The sequence below is a fragment of the Sphingobacterium sp. SG20118 genome, from assembly GCF_044740685.1.
Lineage (GTDB): Bacteria > Bacteroidota > Bacteroidia > Sphingobacteriales > Sphingobacteriaceae > Sphingobacterium.
This window is the reverse complement of record NZ_CP172826.1, coordinates 1,986,792-2,001,138: the sequence shown is the minus strand read 5'-3', so window position 1 is coordinate 2,001,138 and position 14,347 is coordinate 1,986,792. Positions and strand designations below refer to the sequence as shown.

At 39.4% G+C, this 14,347-nt stretch carries 13 protein-coding genes; 5 read left to right on the top strand and 8 right to left on the bottom strand.

What is annotated here, in order from left to right; translation table 11 throughout:
• Positions 1-19 precede the first annotated feature (19 nt).
• The 4 genes from ACFX5U_RS09310 to bla all read right to left on the bottom strand — a co-directional run bounded on the left by ACFX5U_RS09310 (position 20) and on the right by bla (position 3,342).
• Positions 20-1,057 (bottom strand): FecR family protein, encoded by a 1,038-nt coding sequence (locus ACFX5U_RS09310; RefSeq protein WP_400263237.1) that lies wholly within the window; start codon positions 1,055-1,057, stop codon positions 20-22.
• A gap of 39 nt (positions 1,058-1,096) precedes the next feature.
• Positions 1,097-1,633 carry a sigma-70 family RNA polymerase sigma factor gene (locus ACFX5U_RS09305; RefSeq protein ID WP_400263236.1) on the bottom strand — a complete coding sequence of 179 codons (537 nt, stop codon included), beginning with the start codon at positions 1,631-1,633 and terminating at the stop codon, positions 1,097-1,099.
• A gap of 369 nt (positions 1,634-2,002) precedes the next feature.
• Positions 2,003-2,371: a DUF2200 domain-containing protein gene (locus ACFX5U_RS09300; protein ID WP_280568426.1), complete on the bottom strand. Its 369-nt coding sequence runs from the start codon at positions 2,369-2,371 to the stop codon at positions 2,003-2,005.
• A gap of 65 nt (positions 2,372-2,436) precedes the next feature.
• Complete coding sequence (bla, locus tag ACFX5U_RS09295; protein ID WP_400263235.1) at positions 2,437-3,342, bottom strand: class A beta-lactamase, subclass A2; 906 nt, start codon at positions 3,340-3,342, stop codon at positions 2,437-2,439.
• A gap of 423 nt (positions 3,343-3,765) precedes the next feature.
• On the opposite strand from bla, the gene ACFX5U_RS09290 reads away from it, so the two are divergent.
• Complete coding sequence (locus ACFX5U_RS09290) at positions 3,766-4,758, top strand: 2-hydroxyacid dehydrogenase (protein WP_400263234.1); 993 nt, start codon at positions 3,766-3,768, stop codon at positions 4,756-4,758.
• An 80-nt stretch (positions 4,759-4,838) separates the two neighbouring features.
• Here ACFX5U_RS09290 and pdeM read toward each other — a convergent pair whose 3' ends face one another.
• The 4 genes from pdeM to ACFX5U_RS09270 all read right to left on the bottom strand — a co-directional run bounded on the left by pdeM (position 4,839) and on the right by ACFX5U_RS09270 (position 10,574).
• The gene (pdeM, locus tag ACFX5U_RS09285) at positions 4,839-5,489 is read right to left on the bottom strand and encodes a ligase-associated DNA damage response endonuclease PdeM (protein ID WP_400263233.1); all 651 of its coding nucleotides are present in this window, start codon (positions 5,487-5,489) and stop codon (positions 4,839-4,841) included.
• Positions 5,490-5,608: 119 nt separating this feature from the next.
• Positions 5,609-7,966: a ligase-associated DNA damage response DEXH box helicase gene (locus ACFX5U_RS09280; protein WP_400263232.1), complete on the bottom strand. Its 2,358-nt coding sequence runs from the start codon at positions 7,964-7,966 to the stop codon at positions 5,609-5,611.
• Positions 7,963-9,561, bottom strand: a complete 1,599-nt coding sequence (locus ACFX5U_RS09275; protein ID WP_400263231.1) for an ATP-dependent DNA ligase — start codon at positions 9,559-9,561, stop codon at positions 7,963-7,965. The genes ACFX5U_RS09280 and ACFX5U_RS09275 overlap by 4 nt, the downstream gene beginning before the upstream one ends.
• On the bottom strand, positions 9,558-10,574 hold the full coding sequence (locus ACFX5U_RS09270) for a ligase-associated DNA damage response exonuclease (RefSeq protein WP_400263230.1): 1,017 nt from the start codon (positions 10,572-10,574) through the stop codon (positions 9,558-9,560). The genes ACFX5U_RS09275 and ACFX5U_RS09270 overlap by 4 nt, the downstream gene beginning before the upstream one ends.
• A 119-nt stretch (positions 10,575-10,693) precedes the next feature.
• Here ACFX5U_RS09270 and ACFX5U_RS09265 point away from each other — a divergent pair, with 119 nt between their 5' ends.
• From ACFX5U_RS09265 to ACFX5U_RS09250, 4 genes are read left to right on the top strand one after another with little or no spacing between them, the layout of a single operon-like run.
• Positions 10,694-11,479 carry an N-formylglutamate amidohydrolase gene (locus ACFX5U_RS09265; protein ID WP_400263229.1) on the top strand — a complete coding sequence of 262 codons (786 nt, stop codon included), beginning with the start codon at positions 10,694-10,696 and terminating at the stop codon, positions 11,477-11,479.
• Entirely contained in the window at positions 11,466-13,304 is a 1,839-nt protein-coding gene (locus ACFX5U_RS09260; protein ID WP_400263228.1) for a flavohemoglobin expression-modulating QEGLA motif protein, read from the top strand. The genes ACFX5U_RS09265 and ACFX5U_RS09260 overlap by 14 nt, the downstream gene beginning before the upstream one ends.
• Positions 13,305-13,317: 13 nt before the next feature.
• The gene (locus ACFX5U_RS09255) at positions 13,318-13,608 is read left to right on the top strand and encodes a hypothetical protein (protein ID WP_400263227.1); all 291 of its coding nucleotides are present in this window, start codon (positions 13,318-13,320) and stop codon (positions 13,606-13,608) included.
• Position 13,609: 1 nt separating this feature from the next.
• Entirely contained in the window at positions 13,610-14,317 is a 708-nt protein-coding gene (locus ACFX5U_RS09250) for an ATP-grasp domain-containing protein (RefSeq protein WP_400263226.1), read from the top strand.
• Positions 14,318-14,347: the final 30 nt, after the last annotated feature.

The window sequence follows — 14,347 nt, the reverse complement described above, 5'->3', positions numbered from 1 at the left end:
AGCGTTTTGATTTAAGTGTTTATTTATTTGGAAAGGTATAACTGATTTCTACATGATGTAAATAATTAATCTCTTGAATGATTTCTTTGTAAACTTGTTTTGTATTGTTAAAATGACCACTATAAAATTTATTACTGATTTTTCTTTTATCATAATGAAGATCTATGTCATAATTTTGAATCAGGACATTAATCACATCTTCTAAAGCAATATTCTTAAATTGGATAACAGCAGCATTTTGAAGAAAATATCCGCCCCGATCTATTCCTGATTTATGTACTTTCACTTCCTCTACTATCGTTAAATCATGATGGTCTAATGTGATTTCTTCATTTGGCATAATGGTACGTACTAGATTTCGTTCCTCGTTAGCAGCTTGGGCCTTCACTTCTATCTTCCCTTCCAATAACTTAACCTGTGTCTGCGTCGATTTTAACTCATCAACGATGAATATCGTTCCCAAAGCTGTAGTTGTCACTCCTGTCGAATGCACACGAAATGGTTTATTTATATCCTTGGTCACATTAAACTTGGCCTTACCTTTTAAATAAAGAATCCTTTCTTTTAGGTTACTGAAATCTTCCGGGTATTTAATTTCTGATTTTGGATAGAGGGTAATGATAGAGCCATCACTTGCAGTCAGAGTCATGATGTCATTTCCTGAATTGATGTAATATAAGTTGCTGCTTTCAGTGGAATTAATGCTCATAGTAGCCGTTTCACTATGAACTGAAACCAGTGTTTTCGTGAACTGATTTAGGATTCCATAAACTCCCAGAAACAAAATAAAGGCTGCCGCAACTTTAGATAGGTTAATAAAAATACGGATTCTATGAATACGGATTCTATTTTTTTCTATACTAGCAAATATGTTTTTTCGTATATCTTCTTGATTGGCATAATCAAGATCTCCATCTACCGAATTCCAATCTTCCTCAGGAAGCAGTGTCTCTAAGTTTGGATCTCCATATCGGATATAATTTTCCAAATACGTAGCCTCCTCTGCAGAACATTGATTCTTTAAGTAACGATTGACTAATTCTGACGTAATCTTCATATAATAAGAATACGACAGAATCGCCCCTTACCCCCAAAATTATTTTAAGAATAATAGAAGAGCCGATAGAAACAGGAAGAATACTTTTTTCAATGCCTTAAGTGCTAGAGAAATATGATTTTCAACAGTCTTCGGTGATATTGCCAAGCGGCTGGCAATCTCTTTATAACTTAAATTGTCGAACCGACTAAGTAAAAAAATCTTTTTTCTAGAAGGAGGCATACCATCCACAACCCGCTCATAGTGCGCACTGATTTCTTTCAATCGATAGAGTTCAGACGGTGTTTGCACGGACTCTTGTAAATAGGGTTCTTCCAATATAATTTGTCGCTTGCGTTCCTCTTTTAGGATATCTAATAACGTAGTTCTAGCGATGCAAAATAATTGAGATTCTAATTCGACGGTTACCTTTTTAGTATAAAGATTATCCCACAATTTAATAAAAACCCTTTGCACAACCTCTTCCGAAATATACGTCGAAGAAGTTTTGCTCAGTGCATAGTGATAAACTCTTTTATTCCATTTTTCATAAATATACTCAAATTCCGAATTCGAAATTAAGGCTTGTTTAGGCATGATTTAGATTAGTATGGTGACTAATGTGATTAGTATCATACTAATATATGCATTAAAGACTACTCTTCATAATTACAGTAAAATTCCTAATATAGTGGAATTATCAAAGGCATTATCGGATTATAAAATATAGCGTTATAGGTTACAGCTCATTATTAGTATCTGATAGAGACAAATGTTGAAATTAGATTTTTTTTTGTCCATTTAGGGAACCCTTTTATTAAAATAAGATAAGTTTATTTGAAATAATATCAATAATAAAACCACAAAATCGTTTAGGGTTATATAATCCTAAACGATTTTAAAATAACAGATCGCACGAATGAACTTAAGTTACGCCTGTTTATATCTATAGCCCAAATTCAATAATTATTGCGTACTGCGCATAATCTTTTCCATCTTTTTCCCTTTAGCTAACTCGTCTATAATTTTATCCAAATACCTGACCTTTTGCGTCAATGGATTTTCAATATCTTCTACACGATAGCCACATATCACGCCCTTTATCAGCTCTGCATTGGGATTTAAAACTGCATTTTGAAAAAATGTTTCAAAAGTTACTTTATTCATGATCTGTTCCTCCAACATCTTGTCGTCAAAACCAGTAAGCCAAGCTATCACCTGATGGAGCTCCTCTTTTGTTCTACCTTTCTTCTCCACTTTCGCAAGATAATGCGGGTAAACCGAAGCAAAAGTCAAATGGGCAATGCGCTCGTCATGAGCAATATTATTTTTCATTACCGGTTTATTTAGTATTCCATTACCTATTTGTCCACGATGCGTTTCCTGTGCACCATCGTATTTTAATTCCCTTTATTCACAAAATAATCCCAAGCCTGCTTGGCTATATCCGCAATTATCTTTTCATTCGTTTCCTGGTTTTCTTTTGAATTCGTGACAAAGACGCTTATAACAAAATATTCTCCATTAGGAAGTAAGATAACGCCTACGTCATTTAAAGCTGCTGTTATTCCCGTTTTTTTATGGGTACCAGACGACCCTGTTTTATGAGCAACGACGGTATGTTTTGGTAGTTGGCCTTTCAATTGATTCAATCCAGTATTTGTGGATATCATCGTGCTCCATAAAAAATCATATTGCTCCAACGATAATAAATTCTTTTCATTGACATAAAAAGTTTGTAATATCTTATTAATCTCCCGAGGGGTAGCCCAATTCCGGAATTGGGATTCCCAATCACTTTGCATCGTTTTCTCGTTAATTTTAATGGAAATATCTGAAAACCCCATATTGGTAAAATAACGTTCCACCACCTGAGGTCCACCAAGGAGCTTTAGAATGACATCGCATCCAATATTATCACTCAATGTCAGCGTATATTCCAAAATCTCCCGTATAGTAAGCGTTACCCCTTTAGGATATTTCTCTCTAATCGGACTCCATATCTCAGGTGTCATATCTTTTTTAGTAATTTTAATCTCTTGGTCAAGTTCAAAATTACCCTTATCGATTTCAGATAACATGACAATAGCGATCGGTACTTTAAAAACACTTTGCATGGGTAAATGATGATCCGCATTAACCCCCAACGTATCCTGTTTATCTATTCCTGTAATCGCAATGCCTATTAATGCATCTTTCGACTGCACGATGTTTTCTAAATTAGTACGTAAACTATCCATACTTTGAGCATGAATCTGCAACGAAAAAAGGAGCAAGATTAAAGTTAATTTTATAAGCTTTAGCATAAGATGTTTGTTATATTCATGTCTTTAACAGATGACCGATACCCAAAGATATAAACTTAGAAACACAATAAAAAGACTTTCAACAACTTACTAAACCTACTTGATTATCCGCACTTAAAATATGCTTAGCATTTTATGCAAATTCAATCTGAGTCATCATATTATGTATATATAAAGTGAGCGTTAGTTAGCCTAAAAATTAAATTATAAAAATGCATATCTATCTAAAAAAAATCAAAACTGAAATCACCCTACAGACTACAACTAATAGAAATCAAGTTGAAAATTGCTGACCATATTACCCGAAAGTTTCGTAACTTTAAAAGACGCATGAAATACAAATCATAGCTCATTCAGCAGAACGGAATTGAATGTGTGCCCGTGTAAATAAAAACGCATTAGTTCCAATAAATAATAATTTTTATGAAAATAGCTTTCTTTTCAACCCAACCTTACGATAAAGAGTTCTTCGAGAAAGAAAATGAAAAATATAGCTTTGATTTTAATTTTTTCGAAACGCATCTCGGTCCACATATTGTGAATGCGATTGAAGATGAAAAGGCTGTATGTGTTTTTGTCAACGACGTTTTGAATAGGAAAGTATTGGAAGTTCTCGCTCAGAAAGGAGTGAAATTCATCGCATTAAGATGTGCTGGCTTTAATAATGTCGATTTAGCAGCAGCAAAAGAATTCGGCATTCGGGTCTGCCGAGTACCTGCTTATTCACCCCAAGCAGTGGCTGAACATACCATGGCGATGCTCTTGACCTTAAACCGAAAAACACATAAAGCCTATAATCGTGTACGGGAACAAAACTTTTCCCTCAATGGATTATTGGGTTTTAACCTGTACCAGAAGAAAATAGGTATCATAGGAACAGGTAAGATAGGCAAAGCATTTGCCCGAATAGCGCTGGGTTTTGGTGCAGAGGTAGTTGCTTATGACCTCTACCCAGACGTGGAATTAATGGATCTAAGAGTAAAATATGTTACGCTAAACACTCTATTTTCAACATCTGATATCATCTCCTTACATTGCCCACTTACCCCTGAGAATCATTATCTCATCAATAAGGAATCTATTGACAAGATGAAAGAAGGTGTGACCATCATCAATACCAGTAGAGGAAATCTTATCCATACCCACGATGCAATCAAAGCATTAAAGGAAAGAAAAATTGGACTACTGGGGATTGACGTCTATGAACAGGAAGAAAAACTTTTCTTCAAAGACCTATCATCCACTATCATACAAGATGACACGATTCAATTATTGATGAGTTTTCCGAATGTTTTGGTAACTGCGCATCAGGCCTTCTTTACCCAAGAGGCTATGGAGGAAATAGCTAAAAGAACACTTAAAAGTATTTCAGATTTGGCACATAATGGAATAACCGACCTAGAGGTATTGCTATAGAACGTATTATAAAAAAACACATTGCTCATACTTCTCCTTTGGAAAACAGGCAATCCTATCCCAGTAAAGTAACCATTACATTAGAACATATTGACCGGCATTACCAGGCTTTCAGTCACTGCGAAAATCTGCTGCCCTCGCTTGGCCGTAATCATATACAAGCCCGTAAATAAGCTAAAAGCAGGTAGTAAGGCTGTATTTTCATCAAAAACAAAACATGCCAATCGCATCTTTTGTCTTGCTGATCCTTTTAATAAAACTCCTGGATGCAGGTGTCCAGAAAAGACAAACAGACCGTTATCAGGAGCATCCTTACTGTCATGTACAAAACAAAATTCACCTATTTCATACTGATTCAGATAAAGCTGGATCAGCAATTCATCGTAGTAAGATGCTTGTAATTTATCATGGTTACCCTTTACCAGAATAATTTCCAAGTGCCTATTATATTGGCGCCAGACTCGAAATTCCTCCAGATCGACATTATGCTGATGATGGAACATATCCCCAGTCACCAAAAGTACCTGCGGATCATACCTTTGCACCAATCCATCCAATCGCATGATATCCCGCTGCGATACCGCACTTGGAATCTGTAATCCCTCCCGTCTAAAGTGACCGGATTTGCCCAAGTGAAAATCACTGATAACCAATAGGCCATATTGAGGAATGTATAGGGCTCGGTCATTGTCCAATACGATTTCCAAACCTCTTTTAATTAGGCTCACCATCTTTATTCAAATCTTTAAATACTTCTGCCTTCATTCTTTCAATTCGTACTTCAAGTTCTTCAGAACTCATGCTCTCGCGCATACTGTCCACTTTTATAGGGAAAGAAAAGGGCGTAAACCTAGTGGCAGTCTTCAATATAATGGCACTTTTCTGTATTCTTTGTAAAGCCATCATCAATCGCGGTTTCCTCCAGTTGATAATGAAAATTCTCATCATAGGCCTGACGCAATAATAGGTTACGAGGATCATAAGATTCAAAGACATCGAAAAATAAAGAAGAAGATGATTGGATCTGTTTGTTCTTGATATATTTGCCCGGATAGCCCTGAAAAACCAAACCCGATATACAAGCAATATCCCTAAATTTTCTTTTGGCCATCTCGGTAGCATTGATACTTGCATTAATATCTTCACTCAAGTTTTCAGGAGAAAAGACTTCATAGCCGATGGCGTCATCCATCGGGATCTGCTGATCACTCAACAGCTCAAAACCATAGTCGTTCATAGCGATAGAAAATGTGATAGGCATTAATTTGGAAATCCGATAGGCAACCAATGCAGCCATTACCTCATGTACCAGTCTCCCTTCAAAAGGGTAAGCAAAAAGATGATATCCTTCTCTGGTTTTAATCAATTCGACCAAAAACTCATCAACTAATGGAACATGTGTAATGACCTCCTGCAATTGGAATAGGGGCTTTATGACTTTCAGCTCTTCCTCCTCTTCATTTCCTTCTAATACTTGACTGTACTTGGTGCGCAAGATAGCTCCCAAATTGGAACTTAACGGCAATCTACCCCCTTGCCAGCTCGGTGTTATCGCCTTTTTATGATTACTTTTTCGCACAAGCACAAGCATATCCCTGACCATGACAAACTCTAAGCTCCTCCCGGCTAGATTAAAACGATCACCAGCCTTAAGTTTGGAAACAAAATATTCCTCAATCATACCGATATAACCACCCTTCATAAATTTAACCTTCAGCATAGCATCACTCACGATAGTCCCAATATGCAGGCGGTGCCGCATAGCAATCTGCCGACTGGTTACTTTCCATAATCCATCCGCTTCATCCAGCACCACTTTATGGAACTCAGGGTAAGCGTGTAAGCTGGTCCCTCCTTGCGTTATAAAGTGCATGCACCATTGAAACTCCTCTTCCAATAAATCCGCAAATGCAAAGGTATTTTTGACCTCGTCAAAGATAATCTTGTCATCAAACCCACTTCCCACTGCTAATGAGACCAGATATTGTATCAGGACATCAAAAGTCAAGACAAAAGGCTCTCGGCTTTCAATCTGGCCGGTTTTCGCTGCCGTTTTGATTGCCGCTACTTCGAGGAGTTCGAGTGCATGCGTAGGCATAAAATAGATCTTTGATGTTTCAAATGGTGAATGCCCACTTCTTCCGGCACGCTGTAAAAACCGAGCCACCCCCTTCGGAGACCCTACCTGGACGACCGTATCAACGGGCTTAAAATCGACACCTAGGTCCAATGAAGAAGTGCAAATAACGACCTTTAAGATGCCCGTATGAAGCGCGTCTTCAATCCAGTTACGCAGTTCATGATCAATAGAGCCATGATGTATGGCTATCTGTCCCGCAAAATCTGGGTGGATCTTCAAAAGATGTTGAAACCAAATTTCAGCTTGGCTTCTCGTATTTGTAAAGACCAATGTCGTTCTGCTTTTTTTGATAACGGGAATCAATTTATCCGCCAGCTTGATACCCAAATGCCCTGCCCAAGGCAACATCTCGATTGTCTCCGGAATAATCGATTGTATCTGAATTTTTTTTTCAAAATCGGCTTTTACAATCGTTTTCAAGACCACTGCATCCGGTTGTAGTACTGCCAATGCTTCTTCAAGATTACCGATAGTCGCCGAAATCCCCCAAATCTGTAGCACCCTGTTTTCCCGAAATCGTAGGATTCCTTTTATCCGCGAAAGTGCCAATTCGACAAGCACGCCACGCTTACTTCCCAATAATTCGTGCCATTCATCTGCTACGATACAGGAAAGATTATCAAAAATAGCTTCCGTATTTTTTTGTGCCAGAAGGAGATGTAGACTTTCAGGTGTAATCAATAGCACTTGGGGCATCGCACGTTTTTGTTTCTGCTTTTCAGACACTGAAGTATCGCCATTTCGCACCCCTACTCGCCATCCAATATCGAGTTGAAATAAAGCCTCTTCCATAGCACGAGCTAAATCTTTGGACAATGATCGCAATGGCGTAATCCAGATAACACGCAACCCAAGCTTAGCCTTTTTAGGTATAGGCCCTTCATTCAGATAGGCTATGATCGGAGCCAAAAAGACAGCGTACGTTTTCCCAAAACCTGTAGGTGCATTCAATAGACCGCTATAACCCGCGAGGTAAGCTTCCCAGGTTTTTTCCTGAAATGGAAAGGGTTTCTTCTTATTTACCTTAAGCCATTTTAATACCTTTTGATAGCCAACAGTTTTTTTCATAACTCGCTTTCCCTCATCGTTGATTTTAATAGCACTCGTAGATCTTCCACTTTATTGATATCCTCGACTTTCTTATCCCTTCTCCAGCGCACGATCCTTGGAAAACGCAGGGCAAGACCCGCTTTATGCCTTTTACTTAAAGCTATCCCTTCAAAAGCAATTTCAAACACCAATTCCGGCTTTACTGTTCTTACAGGCCCAAACTTTTCAATGGCATTTTTCACTACAAATCGATTGACCTCTTTAATTTCCTTATCTGTCAATCCAGAGTATGCCTTTGCTATGGTCACAAATTGATCTCCATCCCTTACCGCAAAGGTGTAATCAGTAAAAAAATTAGCTCTTCTTCCACTACCTTTCTGCGCATATATCATCACCACATCAACGGTAAAAGGTTCTATCTTCCATTTCCACCAATCACCTCTTTTTCGTCCGCTATGGTATAGAGAATCCTGATGTTTCAACATAAGCCCCTCACTGTTCATTTCTCGTGACTGTTTTCTCGTTTCCACTAAACTCTCCCATGTATCGAAAGAAACAATTGGTGAAGGTTGAATGATCTTACCGATGGGCAATAGCTGTTCCAATAGGAATCTCCTTTTTCGTAGGCTTTCCCCCCTCATATCCTGTCCCCCATACTCCAACAGATCGTATGCATAGAAAGAAATAGGTGCTTGCTCTAATTGCTTCTTGAGAATAGTCTTTCTATTCAACCGTTGCTGAAGCGTACTAAAAGACAGTACTTCGCCATCTCTCACAGCCAAAATCTCGCCATCTAAGACCGTTCCATTCGGAAGACCCTCAAGCGCAATATGCAATTCAGGGAATTGATCCGTGATCAACTCTTCACCGCGGGACCAAATGAATAGCTCGTCATTCCTTTTAATGAGCTGTCCTCTAATACCATCCCATTTCCACTCTGCCTGCCAATCGGCAATTGCCCCCAATTCCTGCACCGGAACTTCGATTGGATTTGCCAAACAAAATGGATAGGGCCATGAGTTATCGGTATTGACATGCACCCCTTCTAACAGGTCTGTGTAGGTGATATGTTCAGGATCCCATTTCCCCATTATACTATGGGTAATGTGGTTTACCTCCAGCCCCGTAAGCTTGGCTAAGGCATGGATCAAATTCTTACCAGAAATACCCACTCTAAAATTACCCGAGATCAATTTATTAAAGACAAACCGTTCCTGTACATCCAACTTCATCCAAGCATCGAAAACAAACTGTTTTTTATCTTCATCGCTACTGCTTACTAACCTTTTCAGATCCAACATCCATTGATGTAAAGGAATATCCGAATGTGCGGTTGGAGGGGGTAATAGTAGCGCAATTGTTTCACTCAAATCACCTACATTGTGGTAGCACTCAGTAAAGAGCCAAGTGGGTAGATCAGTGATTTCTGTTATCCATTCTTTCAATAACTTGGTATTGATGGTCCTTTTGGGTTTTTTACCTGTAAATAACGCAATCACCCATATTTTATCCACCTCATCAGCCTCCGAAAAATAGTGTACAAGTGCCGCTAGTTTATCATTCGTCTTATTGCTTTGCTCCAGTTTGGAAATCAAATTACTGAACCTTTTCAAATGCTCACCTCCTTCTCTTCTATCCTTTCATCATCTTCCACTCCAAATTGCGTTGAAACCGCTTCGGCATCCAATCCTTGCTCTGTCAAGTAACGAGCAAAAACAGAGGTGAAACCATGAGTAACATATATTTTCTCTGCTTCAGTTGCCCGAATCGCATCGATCAATCCGTTCCAGTCCGCATGATCACTCAGAGCAAAACCGGCATCAGCACTTTGCCACCTCCTATGCGATCGCACCTGCATCCATCCAGAACAGACTCCTACCGCTGCCGTATGCAGACTCTTGATCCACTTGGTATCCCGCATAGCGGGGGGAACGATCAATATCCCAGCCTGCAACTCGTCCTTACCAGTCTCTGCTGAAATCTCTGTATATGATGGCAAGGATACACCAGCTTGTTGAATTGCCGCATTTAACCGTGCAATACTTCTATGGACATAAATAGGGCTATGTCCTGCCAGGTTTTGCATTAGACGCTGTGCCTTACCCAAACTGTATGCGATGAGTACGGTCGTTTTATGCTCTTCCCTATTCTGGTCGGCCCATTGGTTGATATCCTGAAATATGGTTTCCTGCGGCAGCCAATTATAGATTGGAAGTCCAAAAGTGCTTTCAGAAACGAAAGTATGGCACTTGACAGGCTCAAAAGCAGTACTTATACCATCGTATTCGGTCTTATAATCGCCAGATAGCACACAAACCTCCCCTTTATAGGCTAAACGCACCTGCGCCGAACCAATTACATGTCCTGCTGGATGAAAAGAAATCTGAACACCATTTCGGGTTATGGTCTCGCCATACCCTAAAGACTCGACAATCAAGTCCTCACTTATCCTACATTTAATAATAGCCTTGGTTAAATGATGGCACAGGTAATATTTATTTCCCCATCGTACATGATCGGCATGCCCATGTGTGGTTACCGCATAATCTACCGGTAACCAAGGGTCTATATAAAAATCACCCTGTTGACAATAGATACCCCGATTCGTAAAACTTATCAATCCCATAATCTAATAACAAGTATCTTGAAAATTAGTTTACACACCTTCCCTCATGGCATACAAACTATTTATCTACCCAATTGTTTATCTCTTATATGATCTACTTATATAAGCAAAAAAGCAATATGGAAATTCAATATGTTTTAGAAGAAAAAGGTGGACCAGTTCTAGCATTGGCCATTCACGATGGACATCAAATTGCAAATCAAATCTCCTCTCTCATGAATCTTTCTGAATCCGAAAGATTAAGAGAAGAAGACCCTTATACAGGACTATTAACAGATCTTGATACCAATAGGCTCCTGATCAAAACTTCTAGATTTCAAATAGACCTTAATAGACCCATTCAAGATGCTGTTTATATCCATCCGGACCAGGCTTGGGGTTTACAGGTATGGAAACAGCCCCCTACCAAAGCAATTGTAGCACAACTGCATCAATCTTATCATTATATTCAGAAGTTGCTGTCACTCATAATCGAAAACAGCATCCAACAGTTTGGCTATTTTATCATTTATGACATCCACAGCTACAATGCCAAGCGCTTGGGTCCTGATGAGGTGGTAGATACTAAGACTAATCCACAAATCAATATCGGGACGATTAATAATACCGGTATCTGGAGACCGTTGATTGACAACTTCATGAAATACCTGAAGGAGCACAAAATCAATGGACAAACTATTGACGCTCGAGAAAACGTTAAATTCTCTGGAGGATATCTTTCTAAGTGGATCAACAGTAAATATGGTCAGAAAGGCTGTGTTATATCCATTGAATTTAGAAAGGATTTTATGAATGAATGGACCGGTGTCCCTAATCTCGAGCATATTGAGTCGCTCAAAAAAATACTACATTCTTCCATCTCTTTCATTAAACAAAGCTATCAAAATCATTATGGATCAAAGTAAAGCAATCGCAAAAGCAGTTACATCCATCACACAAAAAGAACCCGTTCACATACAGTTTTCAAAAGATAGTAAACTTGTTCTTAAGCGCATTATTCCCTTACTTTTAGTCTACCGCATACCTCCCGAAGGGAAAGATCAGATGCTATCCACTTTGGCAAAGTCGGAAACTTGTTCAGTGGTGGGAAAAGAGTCCGACTTAGACTTTAACGCTGTTGCAGCGCCCATTATCCGGCAACTGATTGATGAATTCGGTGCCTGTCAACTGATCGAAATCTGGCAGAACAAAGATATGGACAACGATGTAACACTACACATATCGCAAAAATCGGCCTTACCAATCGCCCAAAAGTTTATCAAGGATTTTAAGACCAATGACCAGAATCTGGCGTTATCGATTGCAATTCAAAAAGATGCCAAATCGCCTACACCTCCTGGGACAGTCCCATTCATCAACCCTTTGGCCGAGGAATACAAACAGCTTATTTATACGGGAATTGCGATAAAGCCACATTATATCGATGCGCTTACAGGAAATGCATACCCTCTTATTCTGAGAAATTATCGCGACGTTTTTACAAAAAGTCTGCGCAAGAATTTCTTGGAATTTGTGCGACTCTATACTTCGCTGAAGGTCTCTCAGTTCAGAATGTTAAAGACCACAGAACTACAGCCTCTGGTCATGGAAATAGATCAAAATCTAGCTGTCGAAAGTCAAAAATTTGATTTTCTATTATTAGTAAGTCCCCTAAATACACGTGAAGCTTGGTTACAGTTCAAAAAAGATAAGTTCTTAAAATCTCCTAAATTCAGGTATAGGCCAATGCCAATCGACCCAGAGCTGGTCAAGAGGCATTTATATGACCTGAGAATAGAAGATATCGATGATCCAACCATAGCCTATCTTTTTAGGGACAAGCGTAAAGAATTAGATGCCATGATGACCATGTTGATCGACCGTGGAAATGAAGGCTTTTTACATGGCAGCCTACAAGTTTTTGGTAATGTGAGTGATAATTTACTCGAGACTGCAAAAGCGATATTATTGGTATATGAGCGCAATGGGAAGAAAAAAGCGCCACCAAAAAAAATGATCAATGCTACAGCATTTGCAAAATTGGCAAAAGAAGAGCTCGCATACCTCCGGCAACAACTGCCCACGCTGGAGACCGGAGTCCGAATTCGAGAAGACATCACGGGCATTATGGTCAATCGCGGTGTCCTTAACATCAGTAAATATTACGAAGTCGAAGAATCTAGAGCTAGAGCACTGATCCAACATGAAGTCGGTACGCATATCGTCACCTATTTCAATGGTAAGTCACAACCCTTTAAATTGTTCAGCTTGGGTGTACCAGGATACGAGCAATTGCAAGAAGGGTTAGCTGTGTTTTCGGAATATATGGTCAATGAACTGAGCGGCGATCGATTACGCATCATTGCAGCCCGAGTAGTCGCCGTACATCATCTATTGGCTGGTCATAATTTTAGTGATACTTTCTTTTTATTGGTAGACCATTACCACTTCACGGAGGAGACAGCCTTTTCGATCTGTACTCGTGTTTATCGTGGTGGCGGATTGACCAAAGACGCGCTTTACCTCAAGGGTCTTATGAGCATTATTACCTACATCCGAGAAGGAAGAAGTTTATCTCCACTTCTTATTGGCAAAATTAGAGAAGACTACATTCCGATTGTAGAAGAATTGACACAAAGAGGTCTTTTAAATAATCCGATCTTAAAACCGCGTTACTTATCAGAACCATATTTACAGAATATAGATAAAATCAAAGCAGGAGACAATATTTTCAACCTTTCAAATTTTTAAAGCACTATCCGACATGAAAATCGCATTTATCATCAATCAGACACACAAAGAAAAGGCAAGTTTCACCACCACATTATTAGCACTAAAAGCGCTCCAGCGAGGCCACTCTATTTATTATATCGGACTGGCAGATTTTGTTTATCTCGATCAAGATCAGGTTGGTGCCCATGCTCGAGCCGTACACCATATCGATGATATTTCAGACACCGAACAACTGATTGACACACTCCGATCCACAACTAAGGAAAGAGTCTTTCTACATGAATTGGATATCCTCTGGCTCCGATATGACCCGGTTTCTTGATATGATCAATAGACCATGGGCTGCCGCTATGGGGCTGCAGTTTGCACAACTAGCACAAAATCTTGGTGTCAGAGTGCTGAACAACCCGCGCGCCCTTATTGATGCCGAAAACAAACTCTATCTTGAAAATTTCCCTGAGGAGATACGTCCGAGAACCATCGTCACCCGTAGTTACGACGATGTAAAAGAGTTTTTTGAAAAGGAAAATAATAAGATCATATTAAAGCCCTTAAAAGGCTCGGGCGGAAAGAATGTATTTCTTGTCAATGAGCTAGAAAGTAAAAACCTCAAGCAAATTGTCGAAGTCATCTGCCGCGATGGTTATTTGATCGCACAGGAATACCTACCCGATGCGCAATATGGTGATATCCGCTTTTTCCTACTCAACGGAAAACCTCTCGTCATCAATGGAAAATACGCCAGTGTACATCGGGTGCAACCTGCTGGCGAGCTAAGGAGCAACATCCATCAGGGAGCCAAGGCACAAAAAGCAATCATCAGCCCGGAACTATTAGCTATGGTCGAAAAAGTTGCAGAGAAACTAGCGAAAGATGGTATGTATTTCGTAGGCCTGGATATTATTGCAGATAAAATCATGGAGATTAACGTCTTCAGCCCCGGCGCTTTACTACTAGCCTCAGCACTAAATGGTGAAGATTATGCTGCCGCAATCATCGCGGATCTTGAACAATCAACTTTGAAAAAATAAAATATAGAACCATCTAAGACGAAATGAATG

Excerpts from the sequence above, each read along its gene's own strand:
- ACFX5U_RS09310 (WP_400263237.1), bottom strand. The coding sequence starts at position 1,057 with ATGAAGATTACGTCAGAATTAGTCAATCGTTACTTAAAGAATCAATGT.
- ACFX5U_RS09305 (WP_400263236.1), bottom strand. The coding sequence starts at position 1,633 with ATGCCTAAACAAGCCTTAATTTCGAATTCGGAATTTGAGTATATTTAT.
- ACFX5U_RS09300 (WP_280568426.1), bottom strand. The coding sequence starts at position 2,371 with ATGAAAAATAATATTGCTCATGACGAGCGCATTGCCCATTTGACTTTT.
- bla (WP_400263235.1), bottom strand. The coding sequence starts at position 3,342 with ATGCTAAAGCTTATAAAATTAACTTTAATCTTGCTCCTTTTTTCGTTG.
- ACFX5U_RS09290 (WP_400263234.1), top strand. The coding sequence starts at position 3,766 with ATGAAAATAGCTTTCTTTTCAACCCAACCTTACGATAAAGAGTTCTTC.
- pdeM (WP_400263233.1), bottom strand. The coding sequence starts at position 5,489 with ATGGTGAGCCTAATTAAAAGAGGTTTGGAAATCGTATTGGACAATGAC.
- ACFX5U_RS09280 (WP_400263232.1), bottom strand. The coding sequence starts at position 7,966 with ATGAAAAAAACTGTTGGCTATCAAAAGGTATTAAAATGGCTTAAGGTA.
- ACFX5U_RS09270 (WP_400263230.1), bottom strand. The coding sequence starts at position 10,574 with ATGGGATTGATAAGTTTTACGAATCGGGGTATCTATTGTCAACAGGGT.
- ACFX5U_RS09265 (WP_400263229.1), top strand. The coding sequence starts at position 10,694 with ATGGAAATTCAATATGTTTTAGAAGAAAAAGGTGGACCAGTTCTAGCA.
- ACFX5U_RS09260 (WP_400263228.1), top strand. The coding sequence starts at position 11,466 with ATGGATCAAAGTAAAGCAATCGCAAAAGCAGTTACATCCATCACACAA.
- ACFX5U_RS09255 (WP_400263227.1), top strand. The coding sequence starts at position 13,318 with ATGAAAATCGCATTTATCATCAATCAGACACACAAAGAAAAGGCAAGT.
- ACFX5U_RS09250 (WP_400263226.1), top strand. The coding sequence starts at position 13,610 with ATGATCAATAGACCATGGGCTGCCGCTATGGGGCTGCAGTTTGCACAA.